General features: G+C 61.1%; 21 protein-coding genes and 1 pseudogene. 12 read left to right on the forward strand and 10 right to left on the reverse strand.

Features of this window, described 5'->3' with window-relative positions; all coding sequences use genetic code 11:
• Nucleotides 1-96: 96 nt before the first annotated feature.
• Nucleotides 97-999, reverse strand: a complete 903-nt coding sequence (gene hslO / locus AB1J88_RS19310; protein ID WP_041071252.1) for an Hsp33 family molecular chaperone HslO — start codon at nucleotides 997-999, stop codon at nucleotides 97-99.
• 103 nt (nucleotides 1,000-1,102) lie between these two features.
• Here hslO and AB1J88_RS19315 point away from each other — a divergent pair, with 103 nt between their 5' ends.
• Nucleotides 1,103-1,903 carry a phosphatase PAP2 family protein gene (locus tag AB1J88_RS19315; protein WP_430289903.1) on the forward strand — a complete coding sequence of 267 codons (801 nt, stop codon included), beginning with the start codon at nucleotides 1,103-1,105 and terminating at the stop codon, nucleotides 1,901-1,903.
• 89 nt (nucleotides 1,904-1,992) lie between these two features.
• Here AB1J88_RS19315 and AB1J88_RS19320 read toward each other — a convergent pair whose 3' ends face one another.
• Nucleotides 1,993-2,397 (reverse strand): RNA-binding S4 domain-containing protein, encoded by a 405-nt coding sequence (locus AB1J88_RS19320; protein WP_401281855.1) that lies wholly within the window; start codon nucleotides 2,395-2,397, stop codon nucleotides 1,993-1,995.
• Nucleotides 2,398-2,631: 234 nt separating this feature from the next.
• On the opposite strand from AB1J88_RS19320, the gene AB1J88_RS19325 reads away from it, so the two are divergent.
• Together AB1J88_RS19325 and rimK are read left to right on the forward strand one after the other, a co-directional pair.
• Nucleotides 2,632-3,093, forward strand: a complete 462-nt coding sequence (locus AB1J88_RS19325; protein ID WP_174377334.1) for an ATP-dependent zinc protease family protein — start codon at nucleotides 2,632-2,634, stop codon at nucleotides 3,091-3,093.
• Nucleotides 3,090-3,995, forward strand: a complete 906-nt coding sequence (gene rimK / locus AB1J88_RS19330) for a 30S ribosomal protein S6--L-glutamate ligase (protein ID WP_007949201.1) — start codon at nucleotides 3,090-3,092, stop codon at nucleotides 3,993-3,995. The genes AB1J88_RS19325 and rimK overlap by 4 nt, the downstream gene beginning before the upstream one ends.
• 130 nt (nucleotides 3,996-4,125) lie before the next feature.
• Here rimK and AB1J88_RS19335 read toward each other — a convergent pair whose 3' ends face one another.
• Both AB1J88_RS19335 and ompR read right to left on the reverse strand, forming a co-directional pair.
• A complete protein-coding gene (locus AB1J88_RS19335; RefSeq protein WP_027611205.1) occupies nucleotides 4,126-5,439 on the reverse strand; it encodes an ATP-binding protein in 1,314 nt (437 codons plus the stop codon).
• 114 nt (nucleotides 5,440-5,553) lie between these two features.
• Nucleotides 5,554-6,294, reverse strand: coding sequence for a two-component system response regulator OmpR (ompR, locus tag AB1J88_RS19340; RefSeq protein WP_003220637.1), 741 nt, complete (start codon nucleotides 6,292-6,294; stop codon nucleotides 5,554-5,556).
• A gap of 358 nt (nucleotides 6,295-6,652) precedes the next feature.
• Between ompR and AB1J88_RS19345 the strand changes: the two genes are divergently transcribed.
• The 7 genes and pseudogenes from AB1J88_RS19345 (at nucleotide 6,653) to tauD (ending at nucleotide 15,070) form a co-directional block, all read left to right on the forward strand.
• A complete protein-coding gene (locus AB1J88_RS19345; protein ID WP_086793978.1) occupies nucleotides 6,653-8,977 on the forward strand; it encodes a Tex family protein in 2,325 nt (774 codons plus the stop codon).
• Nucleotides 8,977-9,360 (forward strand): PaaI family thioesterase, encoded by a 384-nt coding sequence (locus tag AB1J88_RS19350; RefSeq protein WP_086793980.1) that lies wholly within the window; start codon nucleotides 8,977-8,979, stop codon nucleotides 9,358-9,360. The genes AB1J88_RS19345 and AB1J88_RS19350 overlap by 1 nt, the downstream gene beginning before the upstream one ends.
• A gap of 246 nt (nucleotides 9,361-9,606) precedes the next feature.
• Nucleotides 9,607-11,191: pseudogene (gene gshA, locus AB1J88_RS19355) on the forward strand (glutamate--cysteine ligase).
• A 280-nt stretch (nucleotides 11,192-11,471) separates the two neighbouring features.
• The gene (gene tauA, locus AB1J88_RS19360) at nucleotides 11,472-12,449 is read left to right on the forward strand and encodes a taurine ABC transporter substrate-binding protein (protein ID WP_430289904.1); all 978 of its coding nucleotides are present in this window, start codon (nucleotides 11,472-11,474) and stop codon (nucleotides 12,447-12,449) included.
• Nucleotides 12,450-12,465: 16 nt separating this feature from the next.
• Nucleotides 12,466-13,260 (forward strand): taurine ABC transporter ATP-binding subunit, encoded by a 795-nt coding sequence (gene tauB / locus AB1J88_RS19365; protein WP_430289905.1) that lies wholly within the window; start codon nucleotides 12,466-12,468, stop codon nucleotides 13,258-13,260.
• Nucleotides 13,257-14,090, forward strand: a complete 834-nt coding sequence (tauC, locus tag AB1J88_RS19370) for a taurine ABC transporter permease TauC (protein ID WP_430289906.1) — start codon at nucleotides 13,257-13,259, stop codon at nucleotides 14,088-14,090. The genes tauB and tauC overlap by 4 nt, the downstream gene beginning before the upstream one ends.
• Nucleotides 14,091-14,227: 137 nt before the next feature.
• On the forward strand, nucleotides 14,228-15,070 hold the full coding sequence (gene tauD, locus AB1J88_RS19375; protein WP_430289907.1) for a taurine dioxygenase: 843 nt from the start codon (nucleotides 14,228-14,230) through the stop codon (nucleotides 15,068-15,070).
• A gap of 156 nt (nucleotides 15,071-15,226) precedes the next feature.
• Here the strand turns inward: tauD and mgrA are convergent, their stop codons facing one another.
• From mgrA to AB1J88_RS19390, 3 genes are all read right to left on the reverse strand, one after another.
• Nucleotides 15,227-16,264 carry an L-glyceraldehyde 3-phosphate reductase gene (gene mgrA, locus AB1J88_RS19380; protein ID WP_430289908.1) on the reverse strand — a complete coding sequence of 346 codons (1,038 nt, stop codon included), beginning with the start codon at nucleotides 16,262-16,264 and terminating at the stop codon, nucleotides 15,227-15,229.
• Between the two features lie 171 nt (nucleotides 16,265-16,435).
• Nucleotides 16,436-17,755 (reverse strand): LLM class flavin-dependent oxidoreductase, encoded by a 1,320-nt coding sequence (locus AB1J88_RS19385; protein WP_430289909.1) that lies wholly within the window; start codon nucleotides 17,753-17,755, stop codon nucleotides 16,436-16,438.
• Nucleotide 17,756: 1 nt separating this feature from the next.
• Nucleotides 17,757-19,982, reverse strand: coding sequence for a TonB-dependent receptor (locus AB1J88_RS19390; protein WP_430289910.1), 2,226 nt, complete (start codon nucleotides 19,980-19,982; stop codon nucleotides 17,757-17,759).
• A gap of 205 nt (nucleotides 19,983-20,187) precedes the next feature.
• On the opposite strand from AB1J88_RS19390, the gene AB1J88_RS19395 reads away from it, so the two are divergent.
• Complete coding sequence (locus tag AB1J88_RS19395) at nucleotides 20,188-21,225, forward strand: LacI family DNA-binding transcriptional regulator (RefSeq protein WP_430291752.1); 1,038 nt, start codon at nucleotides 20,188-20,190, stop codon at nucleotides 21,223-21,225.
• A 93-nt stretch (nucleotides 21,226-21,318) separates the two neighbouring features.
• On the opposite strand, the gene AB1J88_RS19400 is transcribed toward AB1J88_RS19395, so the two are convergent.
• Together AB1J88_RS19400 and AB1J88_RS19405 are read right to left on the reverse strand one after the other, a co-directional pair.
• The gene (locus AB1J88_RS19400; protein ID WP_430291753.1) at nucleotides 21,319-21,783 is read right to left on the reverse strand and encodes a type II toxin-antitoxin system HicB family antitoxin; all 465 of its coding nucleotides are present in this window, start codon (nucleotides 21,781-21,783) and stop codon (nucleotides 21,319-21,321) included.
• Entirely contained in the window at nucleotides 21,780-21,962 is a 183-nt protein-coding gene (locus AB1J88_RS19405) for a type II toxin-antitoxin system HicA family toxin (protein WP_027611194.1), read from the reverse strand. The genes AB1J88_RS19400 and AB1J88_RS19405 overlap by 4 nt, the downstream gene beginning before the upstream one ends.
• A gap of 396 nt (nucleotides 21,963-22,358) precedes the next feature.
• Between AB1J88_RS19405 and AB1J88_RS19410 the strand changes: the two genes are divergently transcribed.
• On the forward strand, nucleotides 22,359-22,619 hold the full coding sequence (locus AB1J88_RS19410) for a hypothetical protein (protein ID WP_003220613.1): 261 nt from the start codon (nucleotides 22,359-22,361) through the stop codon (nucleotides 22,617-22,619).
• A gap of 24 nt (nucleotides 22,620-22,643) precedes the next feature.
• Here AB1J88_RS19410 and betT read toward each other — a convergent pair whose 3' ends face one another.
• Nucleotides 22,644-24,605, reverse strand: a complete 1,962-nt coding sequence (betT, locus tag AB1J88_RS19415; protein WP_430292701.1) for a choline transporter BetT — start codon at nucleotides 24,603-24,605, stop codon at nucleotides 22,644-22,646.
• Nucleotides 24,606-24,929 lie beyond the last annotated feature (324 nt).

The following is a 24,929-nucleotide window of genomic DNA, read 5'->3' on the forward strand; positions in this document are numbered from 1 at the left end:
CGGATTATGCCAGAAAAGCCCAAAAAGAGTAGGGTCCTCCCGTCGTAACGGCGAAATTCCGTCGTTACGCAGTGAATTTACCTGCGCTGAACCGTTTTAGTGCCGGGTATCTGACGGCGTGTCGACGCCCGCACCAGCGAACAATTGAGCAATATCGGCCGCATCGAACAGGTAACGCTGGTTGCAGAACTGGCAATCGATCTCGACTTCGCCACCGCGTTCGGCCACCAGTGCCTGCGCGTCTTCCAGACCCAGGCTGACCAGCGCATTACCCGAGCGTTCCCGCGAGCAGCTGCAACGGAAGCGCAGGTTTTGCACATCGAACAGGCGCACCTGCTCTTCGTGGTAGAGGCGATGCAGGACGGTTTCGTTGTCCAGGCTGAGCAATTCATCGGCGCTCAGAGTGCTGGCCAGCGCGGTGATGTGCTGCCAGCTGGCGGCGCGCTCTTCTTCGTCTTTCAGGCGGTCGGCCGGCAGTTGCTGCAGCAGCATGCCGCGGGCACGACGGCCGTCGGCGAACAGCTTGAAGCGGGTGCCAACCTGCTGAGACATGACGAAATAATTGGTGAAGCATTCCGACAGGGTTTCACCGTCGAGGTCGACGATACCCTGGTAACGCTGGCCGATCGTCGGGTCGACGGTCAGGGTCAGGTCACCGCCCGGCATCAGGTCGGCAAGGGTCGCATCCGGGGCGATCTGCTCGGCGTTATAACGCGCCAGACCACGGATCTCGCGCTCGCTGGAGCATTCGATCATCAGCAGCGGAATCGGGCCTTCGGAGCGCGCCTGCAGAATCAGCAAGCCGTCGAATTTCAGGGTGCCCACCAGCAACGAAGCGGCCGCCATCAATTCGCCCAGCAATTGCGCGACCGGCTCCGGGTACGGGTGCTTGGCGAGGACTTCGGCGTAGCTGCGTTCCAGCGCAACCAGCTCGCCGCGAGTGTCGCTGTCATCGAAGATGAAGCGTTGGGTGTAATCGGTATCCGGGAGATCAGTCATAGGTCTGGGTATCTGAATTGATGACAAAATGGTTACAAAAGATGAAAATCCCGCGCTTCTCCGCACCCATTTGGTGCGAATGTTCAGCCACGGGAGGCATTTTATGAACAATCCGGGTTTGTTCCAATCAAGGTGGAACCTCGGCCGGCTGGTTCTGTGTAACGTGGTGCCGTTGGCGCTACTGGCTTTCTGGTTATGGCCTACGGGCCAGATGCTGTGTGTGATTTTCGACGAGTGGCTGTTTCGCTCACTCAATGCACCACTGGCCAGCAACCCCATATGGCTCCACATCTGGGCAATTGCAAGTCTGCGCCCGTTCGACATCGTTGTAGGTCTGATTCTGCTGACGCTGCTGATCAAGGGTGACTGGGTGTTCAAGGCGATTGATGTACGTCGCGCCTTTTTCGGTTTTTTCTCGATTCTGCTGTTGATGGTGGTGATTCGCGCGCTGTTTTCCAAATTCGCCGACTACATGGACTGGCAGCACAGCAGTCCATCGATGGTGCTGGAAGGCGCGGTGCACCTGAGTGATTACTTCCCGCACCTGGAAAAAGCCTGGGAACTGAAGGATCGCTCAAGTCAGAGCTTCCCCGGTGACCACGCTTCGGTGTTGCTGATCTGGGCACTGTTCATGGGCGTGTTCAGCCGCTCGATCGGCCAGTTCCTCACGGTCTGGGGCCTGGCGCTGCTGTTCATGCTGCCGCGTCTGGTGGCCGGCGCGCACTGGGGCCAGGATGATTACATCGGCGGCATGCTGCTGGCGGTGTGGGCGTTGGGCTGGGGTTACTACACACCGTTCGCTTATCACGCCGCCAACTTCTGGCTGAAGGTCACTGCGCCGGTTTTCAATCTGCTGGGCAAGCTGCCGGTGGTTTCGCGGATGAGTGTGGTGTCTGCCCGTTAATGGGTTGAATGCTGAAAAGATCGCAGCCTGCGGCAGCTCCTACAGGAAAATGTATTCCCATGTAGGATCTGCCGCAGGCTGCGATCTTTTTATTCGTGGCTGCTGCCACGAAATTTGAACAGATCCCGCCGCTGCTTCTTGCTCGGCTTGCCGTCGGTACTCACACCTAACGCTCCGGCCTTGCGCATCGCCGCTGCCGCTTCACGCTTGGCAATGCTCGCCTCGGTCTCGGTATACAGCGTCTGCGCCTCGGGTGCGCCACGACGTACGATCGACAAGGCGTCGACCCTCACCGTGCGCTCTTCAAAACCGGTACGAATCTCGAATTCATCGCCAATGCGTGGCTCTTTGCCAGGCTTGCAGCGCTCCCCTCGGCAGTGCACCTTGCCACTTTCGATGGCTGCTTTGGCCAGGGCCCGGGTTTTATAAAAGCGCGCCGCCCACAACCACTTGTCGAGACGGACCTTGTCGTCCTCTTCGCTTTTTTGTGCCATGGAATTTCCTCATTCTGAAATATTGATGAACTGTACTACCGTTTCTGTCGTGCCATGAATGACGCCGCCGCGGATTACAATGCGCACCAGCCGACACCCGCTTGAGGCGTCGGCGATCCGGGCCGTAGAAATCTGTCGCCTTTTAACCCTTATTCTGCGTGAATACCGCGAATCCGGCCCTTGCGGGCTGAGCGGTTGCCACGGTTGAGCATTTTTTTGAAGACATTTGACCATTTGACCGTTGTCGGTCTGCGCGAGTGGGTGGCGCTCCCGGATCTGGGAGTCGCGGGCCTGCGGGCGAAAATCGACACCGGCGCCAGCACCTCCAGCCTGCACGCCACCGACATTGAACCGTTCGAACGCGATGGCGAGAAGTGGGTGCGTTTCACCGCGCATCTGGGCACGGTGGTGCAGTTGCGTCATCGGCGTTGCGAAGCACCGCTGGTGACGCGCAAAACCATCAAAAGCTCCAACGGCCAGGCGCAGGTGCGCTATGTGATCAGCACCACCCTGGCCCTCGGTGATCGGGTCTGGCAGGTCGAGTTCACCCTCGCCTGCCGCAAGTCCATGCGCTATCGCCTGTTGCTCGGGTCCAAAGCCTTGATCGACGGCCAGCTGGTGGTCAATCCGGGCATCAAATATGTACAAGACAAGCCGGTGTTCCCGGTATCTACCTCCTCCACAGGTGTTGCATGAAGATCGCTGTGCTGTCGCGGAATCCGCGTCTGTATTCCACCCGTCGCCTGGTCGAAGCCGGCACCGAGCGCGGGCATGAAATGGTCGTGATCGACACCTTGCGCGCCTACATGAACATTGCCAGCCACAAGCCGCAGATCCACTATCGCGGCAAACCGCTGGAAGGCTTCGACGCGGTGATTCCGCGAATCGGGGCGTCGGTAACGTTCTACGGTTGCGCCGTGTTGCGCCAGTTCGAAATGATGGGGGTGTTTCCGCTCAACGAATCGGTGGCCATCGCCCGCTCGCGAGACAAATTGCGTTCGCTGCAACTGCTGTCGCGTCGCGGCATCGGCCTGCCGGTCACCGGCTTCGCTCACTCGCCGGACGACATTCCCGACCTGATCGACATGGTCAACGGCGCGCCGCTGGTGATCAAGGTGCTGGAAGGCACTCAAGGCATCGGTGTGGTGCTGTGCGAAACCGCAACCGCAGCCGAATCGGTGATCGAGGCGTTCATGGGCCTGAAGCAGAACATCATGGTTCAGGAATACATCAAGGAAGCCGGCGGTGCGGATATCCGCTGTTTCGTGGTCGGCGACAAGGTGATCGCTGCCATGAAACGTCAGGCCAAACCGGGCGAGTTCCGCTCCAACCTGCACCGTGGCGGCAGCGCCAGCCTGATCAAGATCACCCCGGAAGAACGCATGACCGCGTTGCGTGCGGCCAAGGTCATGGGCCTGGCGGTGGCGGGTGTGGATATCTTGCGTTCGAACCACGGGCCATTGGTGATGGAAGTGAACTCGTCGCCGGGCCTGGAAGGCATCGAGACCACCACCGGCAAGAACGTGGCGGGGATCATCATCGAACACCTTGAGAAGAATGGCGGGCCGAACATGACCCGGACAAAGGGCAAGGGTTGATCCGTTTGAAATGTGGCGGCTGACAGGCCGCCTTCGCGGGCAAGCCCGCTCCCACATTTTGGAATGCGTTCCCCTGTGGGAGCGAGCTTGCTCGCGAAGGGGCCATCAACCCCGCTGAACATCCCGACTGTTAGACCGCATCCCGCGGCAACATCAACCCCAACGGCAACCTTACCCGCGCTTCCAGCCCGCCCCCGGAGCGGTTGCGCAGTTCGACATTGCCGCCATGCATCGAAGCAATCCGCTTCACAATTGCCAACCCCAACCCGGTGCCTTTGCCACCCCGGGCACGGTCGCCACGGGTGAACGGGTTGAAGATCGCCTCAAGCTCTGACGGATCAATCCCCGCGCCACGGTCCATCACGCTCAACACCACGTACGGCGCGCTGGTATCGCCAGACACATAAGCCGCGACCTCGACGCCACTACCGGCATGGTTCAGGGCGTTGCCGATCAGGTTGTTCAGCAGGCGTTTCATCGACACCCGGCGCAGTGGAAACGGCTGGATCGGTTCCAGTCGCAAGCGTACTTTTTCTTCGCTCTGGTTATAGGGTGCGGCCACCTCACGCACCAGATCGCTCAGGTCCACTTCTTCCACCGACTCGTCACGACCGTCACGAATGAACGCGAGGAACTGGTCGAGAATCGCGTCCATGTCTTCGATATCGCGGACCATGTCGTCAGTCAGGTCATTGCGATCGCCCATCAGCTCCAGCGACAGCCGCAAACGGGTCAGCGGCGTACGCAAGTCATGGGACACCCCGGCCAGCATCAGCTCGCGCTCGCGCCCGGCCTGTTCGACGTCTTCGGCCATCTGGTTGAAGGCGCGATACACCTCGGTCATCTCGCTCGGTGTATCGCTGATCGGCAGACGCACGCTGCGGCCCTGACCGAGTTGTCGGGCGGCATACACCAGGCGTTTCAACGGCTGGTTGAGCTGACTGACGAAAATCCATGCCGACGCGGTCGATAACAAACCGATGGCGAGGAACCAGCCGAGCACGTTCCAGATTTTCTGGCCGCGTAATGGATGCGGGTACAGCGGCACTTTCAGCCAGCCATCACCCAGACTCGGTGCACGCACCCACAGCGCCGGCGGCGAGTGCATGCGCAAACGCACTTCGGTATCGGCGCCCAGCTCCGCCTGCATCTGCCGCTGATAAATTTCACTGTACGGCCAGTGCTGTTCGCCCTCCGGCACACCGGCGCCGACCACCCGGATCAGCGTCGCGGCATCGGCGATCTTCGCGCGGTTTTCTTCATCGGCCGCCCAATAGGCACGCAGCGTCAGGGCGACGCCGTGGCTGTATTGGCGATCCACCAGCACGTCCTCGTTCATCAACAGATAAACCAGGGTCAGCGCCTTGGAAAACAGCACGACGATGAGCACCAGCCAAAGGGTGCGGGAGAAAAAACTTTGGGGGAACCAGACGGGGGTTTTCATCGATAACCGTTACACACTTGCAGGAGCGAGCCATGCTCGCATATTGCGGATTGCGAGTCTGCGTAGAGGGTCGATCAACCCGGTCTGCGCAGACCCGCTCCTACAAATCGCCGATCACTTGGTAGCGGCGCCATCCGGTACGAACACGTAGCCCACGCCCCAGACCGTCTGGATGTAGCGCGGTTTCGACGGATCCGGTTCGATCATCCGGCGCAGACGGGAGATCTGCACATCGATGGAACGCTCAAGGGCATCCCACTCGCGACCACGGGCCAGGTTCATCAGTTTGTCGCGGGTCAGCGGCTGACGCGCGTTCATTACCAGCGCCTTGAGTACCGCAAACTCACCGGTGGTGAGCATGTGCACTTCTTCGCCACGTTTCAGCTCGCGGGTCGCCAGCGACAGCACGTAATCACCGAAGGTGACATTTTCGTCTTCACTGCCCGGTGCGCCCGGCACCGGTGCGGCCTGACGCCGCAGAACCGCTTTGACCCGAGCCATCAGCTCGTCCGGGTTGAACGGCTTGGCCAGGTAGTCATCGGCGCCCAGTTCCAGGCCCTTGATGCGGCTCATCTCATCGCCCTTGGCGGTGAGCATGATAATCGGAATCTGATTGTTCGCCGCCCGCAGGCGACGGCACGCGGTCAGGCCGTCTTCGCCCGGCAGCATCAGGTCGAGGACGACCAGATTGAACACTTCACGCGACAGCAGACGGTCCATTTGCTCGGTGTTCGGTACGGCACGGGCGCGGTAGCCCTTGCTGACGAAAAAGCGTTCCAGCAGGCTGCTCAGCCCTGGATCGTCGTCAACAATAAGAATTTTTTCGCCTTCAGCATTGTTTGCAGTGCTGCTCATTGGATGCTCCTTTTAGCTCGGCGCGCATTATGGCGTAGCTGCCGTTATACGCACCGTGTGCATTGTTAGCAGATTTTTCCTTCACTGCCAGAAAACCGGGGTTTGTGCCTACAGACTGCTACACCCCCGAATGACAGAACGCTGGTTATAATGCGCGGCGTTTTGTGCCAGGCAACGTCTGAATCGTTACCGCAGGTGGCCGGGCTTTTTTACCGGTGGCCGCAGTAATTGTTCGATTTCACGGGTCAATGGGGAGCCTTTTGACCCAGGCAGCGGCAATTTTCTAGCCGCTCAACCAGACTCCGGGCCTTTATTTCCGTGCCTGCGAGCCTGCTTTCACACTATGTCAGGTGGTTTTATGGACAGCATCAACAGCCGCATCGCCGAGGAACTCGGCGTACGCCCGCAACAGGTCGAAGCGGCCGTCGCGCTACTCGATGAAGGCTCTACCGTTCCCTTCATCGCCCGTTACCGGAAAGAAGTCACCGGCAGCCTCGATGACACCCAGCTGCGTCATCTGGAAGAGCGTCTGCGCTACCTGCGAGAACTCGACGAACGGCGCATCAGCATCCTCGCCAGCATCCAGGAGCAGGGCAAACTCACCCCCGCCCTCGAGCGCGACATCAAACTCGCCGACACCAAGACCCGCCTCGAAGACTTGTACCTGCCGTACAAGCAGAAGCGCCGAACCAAGGGCCAGATTGCCCTGGAAGCCGGCCTCGGCGAGCTGGCCGACGGCCTGTTCAACGACCCGAATCTATCGCCAGAAACCGAAGCCGCACGCTTCGTCGACGCCGAGAAAGGCGTAGCCGACGTGAAAGCTGCGCTGGAAGGCGCCAAGTACATCCTGATGGAGCGCTTCGCCGAAGACGCCAGTCTGCTGGAGAAGCTGCGTAACTTCCTCAAGCAGGAAGCGACCATCAGCGCCCGCGTGATCGCTGGCAAGGAAGAAGAAGGCGCCAAGTTCCGCGACTACTTCGAACACGACGAGCCGCTGAAAAGCATGCCGTCGCACCGCGCACTCGCGATTTTCCGTGGCCGCAACGAAGGCATCCTCAGCTCCGCGCTGAAAGTCGGCGACGAGCTGCCGGGCACCATGCACCCGTGCGAAGGCATGATCGGCCAGCAATTCGGCATCCAGAATCAGAACCGCCCGGCCGACAAATGGCTCGGTGAAGTGGTGCGCTGGACCTGGAAGGTCAAGCTCTACACCCACCTCGAAACCGACCTTCTCGGCGAGCTGCGCGACGGTGCCGAAACCGAGGCGATCAACGTCTTCGCCCACAACCTGCACGACCTGCTGCTGGCCGCGCCGGCCGGCCCGCGCGCCACCCTGGGCCTCGACCCGGGCCTGCGTACCGGCTGCAAAGTCGCGGTAGTCGACTCCACCGGCAAGCTGCTCGATCACGCCACGGTGTACCCGCACGTGCCGCACAACAAGTGGGATCAGACCATCGCCATTCTGGCCGCCCTGTGCGCCAAGCACTCGGTTGACCTGATCGCCATCGGCAACGGCACCGCCAGCCGCGAAACCGACAAACTGGCGATCGAGCTGATCAAAAAATACCCAGCAATGAAGATGACCAAGGTCATGGTCTCCGAGGCCGGTGCATCGGTGTACTCGGCGTCGGAACTGGCTGCCAAGGAATTCCCGGATCTGGACGTGTCGATCCGTGGCGCGGTGTCCATCGCCCGTCGTCTGCAGGATCCACTGGCCGAACTGGTGAAGATCGATCCGAAATCCATCGGTGTCGGCCAGTACCAGCACGACGTCTCGCAGCTGAAACTGGCGCGTGGTCTGGATGCGGTGGTCGAGGACTGCGTAAACGCCGTCGGCGTCGATGTAAACACCGCCTCGGTGGCCTTGCTGGCGCGGATTTCCGGCCTCAACGCGACCCTGGCGCAGAACATCGTCGCTCACCGTGACGAGCACGGCGCGTTCAAGACCCGTGCAGCGCTGAAGAAAGTTGCGCGTCTGGGCGAGAAAACCTTCGAACAGGCCGCAGGCTTCCTGCGCGTGATGAACGGCGACAACCCGTTGGATTCCTCGGCCGTTCACCCGGAAGCCTATCCACTGGTACAGCGCATCGCCGCTGAAACCGACCGCGACATTCGCTCGCTGATCGGCGACGCCGCGTTCCTCAAGCGTCTGGACCCGAAGAAGTTCACCGACGAGACCTTCGGTCTGCCCACCGTCACCGACATTCTGCAAGAACTGGAAAAACCGGGTCGCGACCCGCGTCCGGAGTTCAAGACCGCCGAGTTCCAGGAAGGCGTCGAAGACCTGAAAGACCTGCAACTGGGGATGATCCTCGAAGGCGTCGTCACCAACGTGACCGCGTTCGGCGCGTTCGTCGACATCGGCGTGCATCAGGACGGTCTGGTGCACATCTCGGCGTTGTCGGAGAAGTTCATCAAGGACCCACGCGAAGCGGTGAAGGCCGGTGACGTGGTGAAAGTGAAGGTCATGGAAGTCGACATCCCGCGCAAACGCGTCGGCCTGTCGATGCGCATGAGCGACACCCCGGGCGAGAAAATCGACGGTGCCCGTGGTTCGCGTCCGGGCTCGGCACCGCGCCAGTCGTCCAACAACGCGCCACGCAAGGAAACGGCCACAGCCGCACCGGTGAACAACGCCATGGCTTCGCTGTTCGCCAACGCCAAGCAGTTGAAGAAACGCTGATGGAGATTCCGGCCGGGCTCGTCGAGAGCGCGTTTTTCAAGCTGTTGGGCTGCCGCCTGCACAGCCTGGAAACCGGGGTGGCGCAAGTCGCCCTGGTGCTGGAACCGCAACTGCGCAATCGCGGCGGCAAATTGCACGGTGGCGCGCTGTTCAGTCTGGTCGATATCGCCATGGGGCTGGCCTGTTCCAGCACCCACGGCTTCGATCAGCAGAGCGCGACCATCGAGTGCAAGATCAACTATATCCGCGCCGTATCCGACGGCGAGGTGCTGTGCACGGCGCGGGTGATCCACCCGGGCCGCCGCACGCTGGTGGTCGAGGCCGACGTGATGCAGGGCGACAAACTGGTCGCAAAAGCGCAAGGCACGTTCGCAGTCCTGTAGATGTTGTTCATCATTTTGAGTTAATTTCGGCGCAATGAATCCTGTAGGAGCTGCCGCAGGCTGCGATCTTTTGATCTTGCTATTGAAAAACAAAATCAAAAGATCGCAGCCTGCGGCAGCTCCTACAGTTTATGTGTGTGGCTGACCGGCTAGAAAACCAGGCGAAAACGCCAGTTTCAACTTCACCCTTGTAGACCGTCCTGCCCACCCCCATATTGGGGCGACTGACGCGTGAAGGAATCCAAATTGAGCGAACTTCTCAACCGCCGCCTGGCTCTGCTCGGCGAGCGCGCCAACCTCTCTCTGCTCGAACAGTGCCTCCACGGTATCGAACGTGAATGCCTGCGCTGTGACCAGTGAAGGTCGTCTGGCGCAAACGCCGCACCCGGAAGCCTTGGGTTCCGCGCTGACCAATGAACAGATCACCACCGACTATTCCGAGTCGCTGCTGGAATTCATCACCCCCGCCCTGCCCGATCCGGCCGATACGCTGGCGAGCCTGGACAAGATTCATCGCTTTGCCTACAGCAAGCTCGGCAACGAGTACCTGTGGAGTCCGTCGATGCCGTGCCCGTTGCCGGCCGAGGAAGACATCCCGATCGCCTATTACGGCACCTCCAACATCGGTCAGCTCAAATACGTCTACCGCAAGGGCCTGGCCCTGCGGTACGGCAAGACCATGCAGTGCATCGCCGGGATTCACTACAACTTTTCCCTGCCGGAAAAGCTCTGGCCGCTGCTGCGCGAAGCCGAAGGTTTCGTCGGCACCGACCGCGATTTCCAGTCGTCGTCGTACATCGCGCTGATCCGTAACTTCCGCCGCTACAGCTGGCTGCTGATGTACCTGTTCGGTGCTTCGCCAGCGCTGGACGCAGGCTTCCTGCGCGGCCGTTCGCATCAGTTGGAACAACTGGACCCGGACACGCTGTACCTGCCGTACGCCACCAGCCTGCGCATGAGCGACCTCGGTTACCAGAGCAACGCCCAGGCTGGCCTGACGCCGTGCTACAACGACCTGGCGAGCTACACCGACAGCCTGCGCAAAGCTGTGGCCACGCCGTATCCGCCGTATGTGGAGGTCGGCACACACAAGGATGGCGAGTGGGTTCAACTGAACACCAACATCTTGCAGATCGAAAACGAGTACTACTCCAACATCCGCCCGAAACGCGTGACCTATACCGGCGAGCGGCCGATCCAGGCCCTGATGGCCCGCGGCATTCAGTACGTCGAAGTGCGTTGCCTGGACATCAACCCGTTCCTGCCGATGGGCATCGACGTCACCGAATCGCGCTTCCTCGACGCGTTCCTGCTGTATTGCGCGCTGAACGACAGTCCGCTGCTGACCAACACTTCGTGCGGCAATGCCACTTCGAACTTCCTCAGCGTGGTCAAGGAAGGCCGGCGTCCGGGCCTGCAGTTGCAGCGTGACGGCGAAGCGGTCGAGCTGAAGGTTTGGGCAGCCGAGCTGCTGGAAAAAATCGCACCGCTGGCGGCGTTGCTTGATCAAAGCCACGGCGGCGACACGCATAGCAAGGCGCTGGATGCGCAACTGGCCAAAGTCAGCGACCCGTCCCTGACCCCGTCGGCGCAGGTGCTGGCCGCGATGGCCGAGCACAAGGAAAGCTTTGCGCAATTCTCCCTGCGTCAGAGCCAGGCGCATGCCGAGTTCTTCCGCCGCGAGCCGTTGACGGCGGATGAGCAGGCGAAGTTCGAGGAACTGGCGCGCTCGTCGCTGGCGCAACAGGCGGAGCTGGAGCAGAACGAGGTCGGTGATTTCGATGTGTTTGTCGGGTCGTATCAGGCGAGCATTCTGGCGATCAGTAACTAACCACTATTCCCTGTGGCGAGGGAGCTTGCTCCCGCTCGGCTGCGCAGCAGTCGCAATCTCAGTCCCCCGGTGCATCAGCAGCACCGTGATGAATTGATATGGGAGTCCTCCGGACTCCAGCGGGAGCAAGCTCCCTCGCCACAATGGCCTCACCAGCAATCCCTCCGCTTAGATTTTTCCGCTCATAAGCTAAGTCTAAAAAGTTATTTATTTTTAGTTTCTTAGATCATTTAGTCTCCTTTCACGCCGATCGTCGGTCGCCTGATTTGGAGCACTCCCCATGAAACTGAATTTCCCGCTTCGCCTGCTGGCCGTGGCCTCTCTGGCTGCTGCGAGCTTTCTGGCGCAGGCCGCCGACCTCACCGTCGCTTACCAGACCACCGTCGACCCGGCGAAAGTCGCCCAGGCCGATGGCACCTACGAGAAAGCCACCAAAGCCGACATCAGCTGGCGCAAGTTCGACAACGGCGCCGACATCATCGCCGCCATTGCTTCGGGTGATGTGCAGATCGGCTACCTCGGTTCCAGCCCGTTGACCGCTGCGATCACCCGCAAAGTCCCGGTGGAAACTTTCCTCATCGCCACCCAGATCGGCGCCGCCGAAGCACTGGTCGCCCGCGACGGTTCCGGGATCAAGACCCCACAGGATCTGATCGGCAAGAAAATCGCCGTGCCGTTCGTGTCCACCGGTCACTACAGCCTGCTCGCCGCGCTGAAACACTGGAACATCGATCCGTCGAAAGTCACCGTGCTCAACCTCGCCCCGCCAGCGATCATCGCCGCGTGGAAACGCGGTGATATCGACGCCACTTACGTGTGGGATCCGGCCCTCGGTGTGGCCAAGGAAAACGGCAAAGTGCTGATCACCTCCGGCGAACTGGCCAAGTTCGGCGCGCCGACCTTCGATGCCTGGATCGTGCGCAAAGACTTCGCCGAGAAACACCCGGAAATCGTCACCGCGTTCGCCAAGGTCACCCTCGACGCCTACGCCGATTACCGCAAGGATCCCAAAGCCTGGCTCGCCGACCAGTCCCACGTCGACAAGCTGGTGAAGCTTTCCGGCGCCAAGGCCAGCGACATTCCATTGCTGCTGCAGGGCAACGTCTACCCGCTGGCGGCTGATCAGGTGATCAGCCTCGGCGCGCCGACCACCCAAGCCATCACCGACACCGCCGCGTTCCTCAAGGAACAAGGCAAGGTCGAAGCCGTACTGCCGGACTACGCGCCGTACGTCAGCGCCAAATACATCACCAATTGATCGGGAGTTGACTGCGATGGCCTTGCTACAGCTGGAGCGCATCAGCGCACAGTACCCGGGCAGCCCGGAACCGGTGCTGGCGGACATTTCCCTGACCCTCGGGCCTCAGCAATTGCTGGTCGCCCTCGGCCCGTCCGGCAGTGGCAAGACCTCGCTGTTGAACCTGATTGCCGGCTTCGTCGAACCCAGCGCCGGGCGTATCACCCTCGACGGCGTGCCGGTCAAAGGCCCGAGCGCCGAACGCGGCGTGGTGTTCCAGGATGACGCCCTGCTGCCCTGGCAGGATGTGTTGGCCAACGTCGCGTTCGGTCTGGAGCTGGCCGGCGTCGCCAAGGACAAGCGCGAAAAGATCGCCCGGGAAATGCTTGCGCTGGTTGATCTCTCAGGTTTTGAACACCGCCGTATCTGGCAGCTCTCGGGCGGCCAGAAACAGCGCGTCGGCCTGGCCCGCGCCCTCGCCGCCGACCCGCGTGTGCTACTGATGGACGAGCCCTTCGGCGCCCTCGATGCGTTCACCCGCGAGCAGATGCAGGAGCTGTTGCTGCAAGTCTGGCAGCGCACCGCCAAACCGGTGTTCCTGATTACCCACGACATCGAAGAAGCGGTATTCCTCGCCACTGACCTGATTCTGCTGGCGCCGAATCCGGGGCAGATCGTCGAGCGTCTGCATCTGGATTTCGGCCAACGCTACGCCGCCGGTGAGTCGGCGCGAGCGATCAAATCCGACCCGCGTTTTATCGAAACCCGCGAGCACGTTTTGAGCAGAGTGTTCTCGCAACGCAGCGCCGTGCAACGGCAGGAGCGCGCATGAGCAGTTACGACGTTTCCGCCCCCGCTGTGAAAACCCCGTCGGTGGCAATTCCAATCCGGCGCAGCCTCAGCACCCGCTGGATCAGCCTGCTGACCCTGTTCGCCTTGCTGGTGATCTGGTGGGCCGTGACTGCCACCGGCTTGATCGAACCGCTGTTCCTGCCGCCACCGTCCGCCGTGCTGCAAAAAGGCTGGTTGCTGGCGACCACTGGTTACATGGATTCGACCCTGTGGCAGCACCTGGGCGCGAGCCTGAGCCGTATCGGTCTGGGCCTCGGCTTCGCGATTCTGACCGCAGTGCCGGTGGGCATCGCCATCGGCGCCAACCGTATTGCCCGTGGTGTGCTTGACCCGCTGATCGAGTTCTATCGGCCGATTCCGCCGCTGGCGTATCTGCCGCTGATCGTGATCTGGTGCGGCATCGGCGAGTTGTCGAAAGTGCTGCTGATCTACCTGGCGATTTTCGCGCCGATTGCCATTGCCACCGCGACCGGCGTGCGCACCGTTGACCCGGCGAAACTGCGCGCTGCTCAGTCGCTCGGTGCGACCCGCGCACAGTTGATCCGCCATGTGATTTTGCCCAGCGCCCTGCCAGATATTCTGACCGGTGTGCGCATCGGTCTGGGCGTTGGCTGGTCGACCCTGGTCGCCGCCGAACTGATCGCCGCCACCAGCGGTTTGGGTTTCATGGTGCAGTCGGCCGCGCAATTTCTGGTCACCGATGTGGTGGTGCTGGGGATTCTGGTGATCGCCCTGATTGCCTTCGCCATGGAAATGGGCCTGCGCGCCCTGCAGCGCAAACTGGTGCCGTGGCACGGCCAAACCCACTAAAGCATTTGTGAATCCTCCCGTGCAGGAGCTGCCGAAGGCTGCGATCTTTTGATCGGCTTTTAAAAAACAAATCAAAAGATCGCAGCCTGCGGCAGCTCCTACAGGGGCGCGGTTACCCGGAATTGAAGAGAACCATCATGAGCAGCCTGACCATCACCCCCTTAAGCTCGGCCCTCGGCGCGCAGATCAGCGGCGTCGACGTCAGCCAGCCGTTGAACCTGGAACAGCGCAATGCCATCGAGCAGGCGCTGCTCAAGTACCAGGTGCTGTTCTTCCGCAACCAGCCGATCGAGCCTTCGCAACAGGCGCGTTTCGCGGCGTACTTTGGCGACCTGCACATCCATCCGATCTACCCGAACGTGCCGGAGCAGCCCGAGGTGCTGATCCTCGACACCGCCGTCACCGACGTGCGCGACAACGCGATCTGGCACACCGACGTGACCTTCCTGCCGACCCCGGCGATGGGCGCGGTACTCAGCGCCAAGCTGCTGCCGGAGTTCGGCGGCGATACGTTGTGGGCCAGCGGGATTGCCGCCTATGAAGCGCTGTCGGCGCCGATGAAAACCTTGCTCGAAGGGTTGACTGCAACTCACGATTTCACCCGCTCGTTTCCGCTGGAGCGCTACGGCAACACGCCGGAAGCCCTGGCACAGTGGGAAGAGGCACGACGCAAGAACCCACCGTTGTCACATCCAGTGATCCGCACTCACCCGGTGAGCGGACGCCGTTCGTTGTTCATCAACGAAGGCTTCACCTCGAAGATCAACGAACTGTCGGACACCGAGAGCGAAGCGATTCTGAAATTCCTGTTCGCTCATGCAACGCGGCCCGAATTCACCATTCGCTGGCGCTGGCAGAAGGATGACATTGCGTTCTGGGATAACCGCGTGACCCAGCATTACGCGGTGGATGATTACCGTCCGGCGCGGCGGGTGATGCAGCGGGCGACGGTGTTGGGGGATGTGCCGTTCTTCAAATGAGGCCCGATTTCCTCATTGCCTGAACTGGCCCCTTCGCAAGCCCGCTCCCACAGGTACAGCACCGTTCACAGACTTTGTGTACGACTGGAACCCTGTGGGAGCGGGCTTGCCCGCGAAAGCGTCAGAGCAGGCGCCGAATAATTCGGCGCCAGTCACTTATTCAGCGGTCGACGGCTTCTCCCACAGATTGATCCCGCCCTCCTGGGCAAAGCGGTCGATCTCCGCCAGTTCCTCAGCACTGAAGCTCAGATTCTTCAACGCCCCGACGTTCTCGATGATCTGCTCCGGCCGGCTCGCGCCGATCAGCGCCGAGGTCACCCGTGGATCACGCAGGGTCCAGGCCAGTGCCAGTTGCGCCAGGCTCTGGCCGCGACGTTTGGCGATCTCGTTCAACGCACGCACGTGCGCAATGTTGGCCTCGGACAAGTGCGACGCCTGCAGCGAACCACCGCCCGGACGATTGACCCGCGCATCCGCCGGCACGCCATTGAGGTATTTGTCGGTCAGCAGACCTTGGGCCAACGGCGTGAACGCGATCACACCAGTGCCGAGTTCTTCGGTGGTGTCGAGCAGGTCTTTTTCCACCCAGCGATTGAGCAGGTTGTACGCCGGCTGATGAATCAGCAGCGGCACTTTCCATTCCTTGAGCAGCGCAGCGATCTCGCGGGTTTTCACCCCGGAGTACGACGAGATGCCAATGTACAACGCCTTGCCCTGCTGCACGGCGGTGGCGAGGGCGCTGGCGGTTTCTTCCAGCGGGGTGTCCGGGTCGAAGCGGTGCGAATAGAAGATATCCACATAGTCCAGACCGAGGCGCTGCAGGCTCTGGTCGAGGCTGGCCAGCACGTATTTGCGCGAGCCGCCGCCCTGACCATACGGGCCGGGCCACATGTCCCAACCGGCCTTGCTCGAGATGATCAGCTCATCGCGGTACGGCTTGAAATCTTCGCGCAGCAGGCGACCGAAATTGATTTCGGCGCTGCCGTATGGCGGACCGTAGTTGTTGGCCAGGTCGAAGTGGTTGATGCCCAGGTCGAACGCGGTGCGCAGCAGGGCGCGCTGGGTGTCGATCGGCGTGCTGTCGCCGAAGTTGTGCCACAGGCCCAGCGACAGCGCCGGCAGCACCAGACCGCTGCGGCCGACGCGGCGGTAAGGGATGGAGTCGTAGCGGTTTTCGGCAGCGGAGTACGTCATCGAATCCTCTCTTGTTTGATTAACAGCAATTTGAGGGTGAATCCCAACTTTGTGGTGAGGGGATTTATCCCCGATGGGCGGCGAAGCCGCCCTAGAATCTGCGTTCTCTGTGGCGAATTTTTGGGACGGCTACGCCCTCCATCGGGGATAAATCCCCTCACCACAGGGTGTTTACACAAATCTGTTTTGCGGTCGGGCCAGGCCCAGGTTGTCGCGCAACGTCCGGCCCTCATACTCGGTTCTGAACAGCCCGCGCCGCTGCAGTTCCGGGACCACACCATGGGCGAAGTCTTCGAGACCGCCCGGCAGGTGCGGCACCAGCACGTTGAAGCCATCCGCCGCGCCTCGTTCGAACCACGCCTGCAAGTGATCGGCGATCTGCGTCGGCGTGCCCACCAGGCTGTAATGCCCGCGTCCACCGGCAATCCTGCGGCCCAATTCGGCGAGGGTCAGATGCTCCCGCCCCGCCAGCTCAGTGAGCAGTTTCTGCCGGCTCTGCTGGCCGCTGTCGGTCAGTGGCAAATCCGGTAGCGGTCCGTCCAGCGGGTACTTCGACAAGTCGAAGTTGCCCAGCATACGCCCAAGCAAGGCGACGCCAACCTCCGGTTCGACCAATTGCTGAAACGTTTCACATTTTTCCTGCGCTTCGGCTTCTGTCTGCCCGACGACGACAAACACTCCCGGCATGATTTTCAGCGAATCGGCACTGCGTCCGTACTTGGCCAGACGTCCCTTGAGGTCGGCGTAGAACGCCTGCGCGCCAGCCAGTGAAGTCTGCGCGGTGAACACCACTTCAGCAGTTTGTGCCGCCAGCTCACGCCCGGTTTCGGACGAGCCGGCCTGCACGATCACCGGTTGTCCCTGTGGCGAGCGTGCGACGTTCAGCGGGCCTTTCACCCGAAAGTGTTCACCGACGTGATCCAGCACGTGAAGCTTCGACGGGTCGTAATAGGCGCCACTGGCCTTGTCGCGGACAAACGCATCATCCTCCCAACTGTCCCACAGCCCGCTGACCACCTGATGAAACTCCCGGGCGCGGCTGTAGCGCTCGGCGTGGCCGATGTGCTCATCGCGACCAAAGTTCAGTGCCTCGGCAGCGTTGTCCGAGGTCACCAGATTCCACCCGGCGCGGCCGCCCGACAGATGATCGAGCGAGGCGAATTTGCGCGCCACGTGGTACGGCTCGTTGTAGCTGGTGGTCGCCGTGGCGATCAGGCCGATGTGCTCGGTCACCGCGCTCAGGGCCGAGAGCAAGGTCAGCGGTTCGAAGTGATCCGAGCGCGCCATGCGGCTGGCGATGTCCTGGGTCGGCGCGGCGACGCTGTCGGCGACGAACAGCGTGTCGAACTTCGCCGCCTCGGCAAGCTGCGCCAGACGCTTGTAGTGGGCGAAATCCAGACCGGCATTGGCCGGTACCTGCGGGTGCCGCCACGCGGCGACGTGGTGCCCGGTGGCCATGAGAAAGGCGCCAAGTTTCAGCTGTCTGCTCATCTCAGAAATCCTTGCGCAGTTGCACGCCGAAGTAGCGCTCGTCATCCCGTGGCACGGCGCGGTAGATGTAGCTGCCGCCGTTGGCCAGCAACGGTGAGTAGGACTTGTCGGCGAGGTTCTTGCCCAGCAGCGCCACACGCCAGCCGTTGCTGTAATCGGCGAGCGCGACGCTGGCGTTCCAGATGCCGTAAGCGCCTTGTTTGGTGTCGGCGTTCTGGCTGATGTCGTACTGCACTTCGCTCTGCCAGCTGTAGTCGGTGCCGAGTTCGATATCGAGGCCGTTGTCCAGCGGGATGCTGTAGTCGGCGCGCACGTAGCTTTTCCAGTCCGGACTGAACGGCAGCGGTTTGCCATTGACGTTGCACGACGCCGCCGCGCCCACCGGGCAGCTGAACTGGTCGATGCGCGCACGGGTGTAGGCCAGCGCACCGGAGAACTTCAGTTGCTGGGTCGCCTGCAAGGCGTAATCGAGTTCGACGCCTTCGGTGCTGACGCTGCCGGCGTTGATCAGGCGCGTCACCACTTGCCCGGCGACCGTGTCGAAAAAGTTCGCCTGGTAGTTGTCGTAATCGCTGTGGAACACCGCGAGGTTGGTGGTCAGCCGGTTGTTCCAGCTGGTGGCCTTGATTCCCGCCTCCCAGGTATTGGAGGTTTCCGGTTTCAGCGCTTCGGTGTCACGCGGCTGCATGTTGAAGAACACGTTGTAGGCCGGGCCTTTGTAGCCGCGTGAATAGGTCAGGTACGTGGTGACTGCATCGCTGAGGTCGTACTGCACGCCGAGCCGACCGGACCAGCCGTCCTCGTCCACCGAACCGGAACTGCTGGTGGCCGGTTGAATGCCGATGACCGTGTTCGCCGAGGTCGAGACGCGGCGGTGTTCGTATTCCAGATCATCGTGGGTGTAGCGCAGGCCGGCGATGCCGCGAAAGTCCGAGGTGAAGTTCAGTGTGGCTTCGCCGAACGCCGCGTAGCTGTCGCTGGTGGTGCTGTAATCGGCGACGCCACGGTCGGTGCGCGTGGTGGTGGTCAAGGTGCGCTGATAGGTCTCGTCATCCTTGCCGTGCATGTAGAACAGGCCGCCGACGTATTCGAGGAACTCACCTTTCGGCGAAGCCAGGCGCAGCTCCTGCGAGTACTGGTCGAAGGCCAGATCGCCCTTGTCGGCGGTGCCGGGGAACGCTGCCGTGATCGTGCTCAGCCGATCGCCGTCCTGATACTGCGTATTGTCCCAGCCACGCCACGCGGTAATCGACGTCAGGGTGTAATCACCCAGTTGCCAGTCGAGCTGGCCGGACAGGCCCTTGTTGGTATCCTCGACATGGCTGCGGGTGTCGGTGTTGATGTCGCGGTTGTGGCTGCTGGCGTAGACCGGGCCCAGCGCGTTGGCGAAGGCCGGGGTCAGCGACTTGCTGATCACGCCGTTGGGGCCGTCGTCGTGGGACTGCATGTAGTCGGCAATCAAGGTGAAGGTGACGTCGTCGTTCGGGGTGAATTCGAGTTTGCCGCGCACCCCGCGATGGTTGTAGCCGTTGACCTCCTGGCCGTTGTGCTGGTTATCGACGTTGCCGTCGTACGTGCCGAATAGGGTGCTGATCGACCCCTTGAGCGTGTCCGGAATCAGGCTGCCGCCAATGCCGAAGCGGGTGCGGCTTTCGTTACCGCTGTAGTACGACTGGTCGATGTAGCCGTGGGTCTCGTTGGTCGGCGCCTTGCTGGTGATGTTGAGCACACCGGCCGAGGCGTTCTTGCCGAACAGCGTACCTTGCGGGCCACGCAGCACTTCGACGCGCTCCAGATCCAGCAGGTCGAGCGTCGATTGACCGGGACGCGCATAGACCACGCCATCGATCACCGTGGCCACCGTTGGCTCGACGCCGGGCGAGGTGGAAATCGTGCCGACGCCCCGCACAAACAACGAGGTGTCCTTGTTCGACGCCCCAGTGCGGAAATTCAGCGACGGCACTTGCTGGACGATGCTTGCCACGCCGTTACGGTTGTCGCGCTCCAGTTGTTCACCATCGATCACCGACACTGCCACCGGCACTTTTTGCAGCGACTCTTCGCGGCGGGTAGCGGTCACCGTGACGGACTTGAGGGTCGGCTCTTGTTCGCTGCTGTCGGCGGCGAAAGCCGTGGGCAGCGGCAACGCCGCCAGCCCGGTAAAGATCCAGCCAGCGGCGCGAATCGATTGCGCCAGTTTGTGTGTCGCCCCAGGAGTGTTGTGCATGGTTGCCCGCTCGAAATTGGCCCTGAACCGCTGCCGTTCTGCGACGACAGCGCCTGAATCGGTGTCTTGGGCATTCGCTCGAGCGAGTAGCAGACAATGCGCTTTGTTAGCGCTAACATCGCCAGTATTGGCAAGCTCGGCATAGAGCGTCCAATACTGAAAAATTACTTTTATATGCGTTTTTGTTTTTAAGAAGGATCGAGACTTGAGCCAGGAAAAGCCTCGCAAACGCCGTGGCGCCGGACGCGTGACCCTGAATGCAGTGGCGCGCGAGGCTGGCGTCTCGGCGATTACCGTGTCGCGCTATTTCAATCAGCCGGAAACCGTCTCGCCGGAACGTCGCGAGCGCATTGCAGCGGTAGTGGCCGAGCTGGGTTATGTGCCGAATCTGGTGGCCGGTGGCCTGGCCTCGGCGCGAGGGAAAATCGTCGGCATGGTGATTCCGAACATCTCCGGGCCGATTTTTGCCAACACCATTCAGGGCTTCAGCGACACCCTCAGCCGCCACGGTTATCAGCTGCTGCTGGCGTCGAGTTACTTCAGCACCGAACAGGAAGAAAACGCCGTACGCGCATTTCTTGGCTGGTCGCCGGCCGCGTTGGTGCTGACCAGTCATTTCCATAGTTCGGGCACGGAAAAGATGATCGCCGAAGCGGATATTCCGGTGATCGAAACCTGGGATTACCAGCCGGATCGCGAGCCGATGCAGATTGGCTTTTCGCACTATGAAGTCGGCGTGAGCGCTGCGCGTTATCTGCATGACAAAGGCTATCGCCGCATCGCCTTCGTGCAGAACAGCGCACTCGGTGACCTCAGCGCCCTCGAACGTCGCGACGGTTATGCCGCCACCGTGCGCGAGTTCGGCCTTGAGCCTTGGGTATTCGCCCCCGACGCCGACCGCGCGCCGTTCGAAGCCGGCAAGCAAGCGATGGAAGCGCTGATGAACGCCGCTCCGCGCCCAGACGCGATCATCTTCGCCAACGACAACCTCGCCGCCGGCGGCCTGCTCGCCGGGCAACGCGCCGGCCTCAGAATTCCCGAAGACTGCGCCGTGCTCGGCTTCGGCGATTACCCGTTCGCCGAGATGCTGTTGCCGAGCCTGAGCACGATCAAGCCACCGGCACTGGAGATCGGCGTGCTGGCGGCAACGCGGGTATTGGAAAGCCTTGGGGTGCTGCCGAGCGATGATGTGCAGCGGCTGAATCTGTTGCAGTGCCAAATGATCGAGCGCGAGAGCACCTGACGAACATGCTTCTGTAGGAGCTGCCGCAGGCTGCGATCTTTTGATTCTGGCTTTTAAAAGCGAAAGATCGCAGCCTGCGGCAGCTCCTACAGGTTATGCCGACAATTCGCGTAACGCAGCGGCGGCCAGAAATCCGGAGCGGGAACTGTAGCGTTGATCACGCCTGACTGTTTGATCTATACGCTCCAGCAGTTGCTCGGGCAACGTGGCGTTGAAGCGTACCGACTTGCCGAAATAGGGTGTGATATCAAAGTCGACGACACCCCAGATTCCACCCGCATAATCCGGGTTGTCGAGATGTGCATCAATGTCCCGAACTCGAGGCAACGGTGCACCATCAGCCACCAGCCCCTCATAGTGCAGGGCCAGAGCCTCCTGAGTGTTTTCAAAAGCTTCGGCTACCGTGGTACCTGCGGAGAAGCACCCCGGTACATCCGGGACAATCACTCCGTAGTCCGAGTCGGCATCCTTGTGCAAAACAACCGGGAATTTCATAAACGTGAATCCTTCGTCTGACGTGTCCATAAAAGGACTTTCACTTCCAATAACGGGCTTCATTTCAACCCCGCCTGTTTCAAAATGCTGTTGATCGTCCCTTTGGGAAGGTCTGAATCCGGATGCTTGATCGTCACCCGACCCGGCTTGCGCGGATGCTTGTACTGATGGTGACTACCCTTCACTGCAACCAGATACCAACCATCCTCCTCGATCATCCTGATCATTTCCCGACTACGCATTTCCTTCGCCCTGTTCGACAGCAAGAGCAGGTCACTTCAGGGCGTAAGCAACCGATTTATACACACGATACACACTCTGAGAAATATTAGCTGGGTGAACAAACGCTCGGTAATTGGTTCGACCAACGGCAGGCGCGAGCCAGCGAGAAAGGGCCTTGCCGTCCAGATACATTTGAATGCGTCGCGAAATGTGTCTGATCGAGAATGGTTGGCTTGTATTGATGCGGGCTGACGTGGCTATGCTCTTAATGACACCGAGGTGGCTCCTTCGCGGGCAAGCCCGCTCCCACAGGACTTTGGTTGTACGCAGAATCTGTGAATGACCGAGATCACTGTGGGAGCGGGCTTGCCCGCGAAGGCGTCCGATCAAGCAACGCATAACTCGCAGGTACACCCATGCACACCGCCATCATCATCTTCTTCGGCCTCGTCCTGCTCGCCCTGATGCTCTACATCGGCGAGCGCGTCGGTTTCAGCCGGCAGACGTTGGCCTACAGCTTCGCCGCGCTGTGGCTGGCGTTGACGGTGATCAATGGTGCGGTGGGGGTGGTGCATGCCGGGCAACCGCTGGGTTCGGAGATCGCGGTGGGCAGCGCAGTGTTCGGGGTGCCGATGGCGGCGATGGTGTTGTTCATGGTACTGAGCGCCGAGTCGTGAAACGTCCCGGCGCTCAGTTGCCGATCAACGCACCAGATGCAGGAACTGCATGTGGCGTTCGTACTGGTCGAGGATGTCGTTGATGATCTGTTCCTTGGTGTAGCCGACCAGATCGTAGTCCTGACTGCCCTCGCTCAAGTGCACTTCAGCGCGGTAGTAGCGGCGGTTGTTGAGTTGCTTGGAACCCATGCCACCCCGGGCAAACGACGGTGTGAAGTAGCCGCGCATCTGCACTTGGTAGATGAACGGATGCTGCTCACCGTGGCCGATTTCCAGGCTGATGTTGTCGTGCGCCGGATCCGGCTGGGTGACCACGTTCAAGCCTTTCTCGACGAAGACCGCCGTCACTTCCTCAATCGCCGGACGCACCGTGGTGTCCATGAAGCGGTACACCTCGTCGCGCGACGGGAAGTGCACCGCCTGACTCAGACGCTGGCGCCAGCCGCCCGTGCCACGCCGCGAACCGGAGACCGGTGCCAGCGAATGCAACTGCGCGATCTGCTTCTGCGACTCCAGATAGAACGCCTTGTGCAGGCCCCACATCATCAGCAGCAAAATCATCGAGAACGGCAACGAGGTCAGCACCACCGCCGATTTCAGCGCGTCGATGCTGCCGGAGAACAGCAGCGCACTGGTCACCAGCGCGGTCATCGCGCCCCAGAACACGCGCAGCCATTTCGGCCCGTCTTCGTCCGGATTGCCGCCCTTCGCCGACAAGGTCGAAAGCACCACGGTGCCGGAATCGGCAGAAGTGACGAAGAACACGAAGCTGATGAACACCGTCACCGCGATGACGGTTTTGCTCCACGGGTAGGTTTCCAGCAGCAGATAAAGACTCATCGACGGGTTGTTGAGGGCCGACATGCCCAGCGCCGACATACCGTGGTTGAGCACCTGATCGATGGCGCTGTTGCCGAAGATCGACATCCACGCCAGGGTGAAACCGAGCGGAATCAGTAGCACGCCGAAGACGAATTCGCGGATGGTGCGGCCACGGGAAATCCGCGCGATGAACAGGCCCACGAACGGCGACCATGCGATCCACCAGGCCCAGTAGAACACGGTCCAGCCGCCGAGCCAGTCGCTTGGTTTGTCGTAGGCGTAGAGGTCGAAACTCTTCATCGGCAACGCGCCGAGGTAGTCGCCGAGGTTCTGGATCAGGGTGTTGAGCAGATGCTGGGTGGGACCGGCGAACAACACGAACAGCAGCAGCGCACAGGCCAGCAACATGTTGATGTCGGACATCACTCGCACGCCCTTGTCCACACCGGAGACGGCGACGATGATCGCCGCGCCCATCATCAGCGTGATCAGGCCGACCTGAATCCATTGGGTGTGGGCGATGCCGAACAGGTAGTCCAGACCCGAGTTGAGGTGCAGCACACCAAAACCCATGTCGGCACCCAGGCCGAACACCGTAGCGATAATGCCGAAGCCGTCTACCGCGTAACCGATGGGGCCGTTGATGCGCTTGCCGATCAGCGGGTACAGCGCCGAACGCAAGGCCAGCGGCAGGTTATGCCGGTAGGCGAAATAGGCCAGCGCCATGCCGACAAAGGCGAACACGCCCCAGCCATGCAGGCCCCAGTGCAGAAACAGAATCTGCATCGCCTGCCGCGCCGCATCGGCAGTGCCGGCCTCGCCTTGCGGCGGTTGCAGCATGTGGGTCAGCGGTTCGGACACGCAGAAGAAGAACAGCGTGATGCTGATCCCGGCGGCGAACAGCATGCCGGCCCAGGACAGGTAACTGAACTCGGGTTCGTCGTGGTCGGCACCGAGTTTGATCTTGCCGTAGCCCGATAACGCGGTGACCACCACGAAGACCAGATACAGCGTCATCGCAAGCATGTAGTACCAGCCGACCGTATTGGCCGCCCAGTTTTGCGCAGCCAGCAACCAGGCTCCTGCCTGCTCCGGCATGGCGATGACAACCAGACCAAACAGCAGAATCACCGTCGCGGCGAAGTAGAACACCGGCGGATTCATGCGTACCAGACCGCTGGCGGGGGTAGACGATGCACTCATGAAACGTGCACCTCGAGGGGTTGAATCGTGGCTGAAATGATCGGACTCAGCAAAGGCAAGCCTCCTGTTGTGAGCGGGCAGCGAACCACCGGTTTAACTTGAATGAACGTTCAAGTTAAACATGGATAGGGTGGTAAGGACTAATCGCGGGGCCAGGCGGTAGTTTTCGTACAGCAGCCCAAGGAGGGGTATGACGCGGGTTTGAAGGGATTCGTTCAATGGAGAATTGGCTGAATGCCATCAACCTGGTTCGATGCGAAAATTGTGGCGAGGGAGCTTGCTCCC

Origin of the sequence: Pseudomonas sp. S8, assembly GCF_050473925.1 — a bacterium.
Classification (GTDB): domain Bacteria; phylum Pseudomonadota; class Gammaproteobacteria; order Pseudomonadales; family Pseudomonadaceae; genus Aquipseudomonas; species Aquipseudomonas parakoreensis.

Bases quoted from the DNA above. Each gene is read 5' to 3' on its own strand.
- AB1J88_RS19410 (WP_003220613.1), top strand. From the start codon at position 22,359: ATGCACACCGCCATCATCATCTTCTTCGGCCTCGTCCTGCTCGCCCTG.
- AB1J88_RS19315 (WP_430289903.1), top strand. From the start codon at position 1,103: ATGAACAATCCGGGTTTGTTCCAATCAAGGTGGAACCTCGGCCGGCTG.
- tauA (WP_430289904.1), top strand. From the start codon at position 11,472: ATGAAACTGAATTTCCCGCTTCGCCTGCTGGCCGTGGCCTCTCTGGCT.
- tauD (WP_430289907.1), top strand. From the start codon at position 14,228: ATGAGCAGCCTGACCATCACCCCCTTAAGCTCGGCCCTCGGCGCGCAG.
- AB1J88_RS19385 (WP_430289909.1), bottom strand. From the start codon at position 17,755: ATGAGCAGACAGCTGAAACTTGGCGCCTTTCTCATGGCCACCGGGCAC.
- betT (WP_430292701.1), bottom strand. From the start codon at position 24,605: ATGAATCCGCCGGTGTTCTACTTCGCCGCGACGGTGATTCTGCTGTTT.
- AB1J88_RS19350 (WP_086793980.1), top strand. From the start codon at position 8,977: ATGGAGATTCCGGCCGGGCTCGTCGAGAGCGCGTTTTTCAAGCTGTTG.
- tauB (WP_430289905.1), top strand. From the start codon at position 12,466: ATGGCCTTGCTACAGCTGGAGCGCATCAGCGCACAGTACCCGGGCAGC.
- AB1J88_RS19400 (WP_430291753.1), bottom strand. From the start codon at position 21,783: ATGAAGCCCGTTATTGGAAGTGAAAGTCCTTTTATGGACACGTCAGAC.
- ompR (WP_003220637.1), bottom strand. From the start codon at position 6,294: ATGAGCAGCACTGCAAACAATGCTGAAGGCGAAAAAATTCTTATTGTT.
- AB1J88_RS19405 (WP_027611194.1), bottom strand. From the start codon at position 21,962: ATGCGTAGTCGGGAAATGATCAGGATGATCGAGGAGGATGGTTGGTAT.
- AB1J88_RS19335 (WP_027611205.1), bottom strand. From the start codon at position 5,439: ATGAAAACCCCCGTCTGGTTCCCCCAAAGTTTTTTCTCCCGCACCCTT.
- hslO (WP_041071252.1), bottom strand. From the start codon at position 999: ATGACTGATCTCCCGGATACCGATTACACCCAACGCTTCATCTTCGAT.
- mgrA (WP_430289908.1), bottom strand. From the start codon at position 16,264: ATGACGTACTCCGCTGCCGAAAACCGCTACGACTCCATCCCTTACCGC.
- AB1J88_RS19390 (WP_430289910.1), bottom strand. From the start codon at position 19,982: ATGCACAACACTCCTGGGGCGACACACAAACTGGCGCAATCGATTCGC.
- AB1J88_RS19345 (WP_086793978.1), top strand. From the start codon at position 6,653: ATGGACAGCATCAACAGCCGCATCGCCGAGGAACTCGGCGTACGCCCG.
- rimK (WP_007949201.1), top strand. From the start codon at position 3,090: ATGAAGATCGCTGTGCTGTCGCGGAATCCGCGTCTGTATTCCACCCGT.
- AB1J88_RS19320 (WP_401281855.1), bottom strand. From the start codon at position 2,397: ATGGCACAAAAAAGCGAAGAGGACGACAAGGTCCGTCTCGACAAGTGG.
- tauC (WP_430289906.1), top strand. From the start codon at position 13,257: ATGAGCAGTTACGACGTTTCCGCCCCCGCTGTGAAAACCCCGTCGGTG.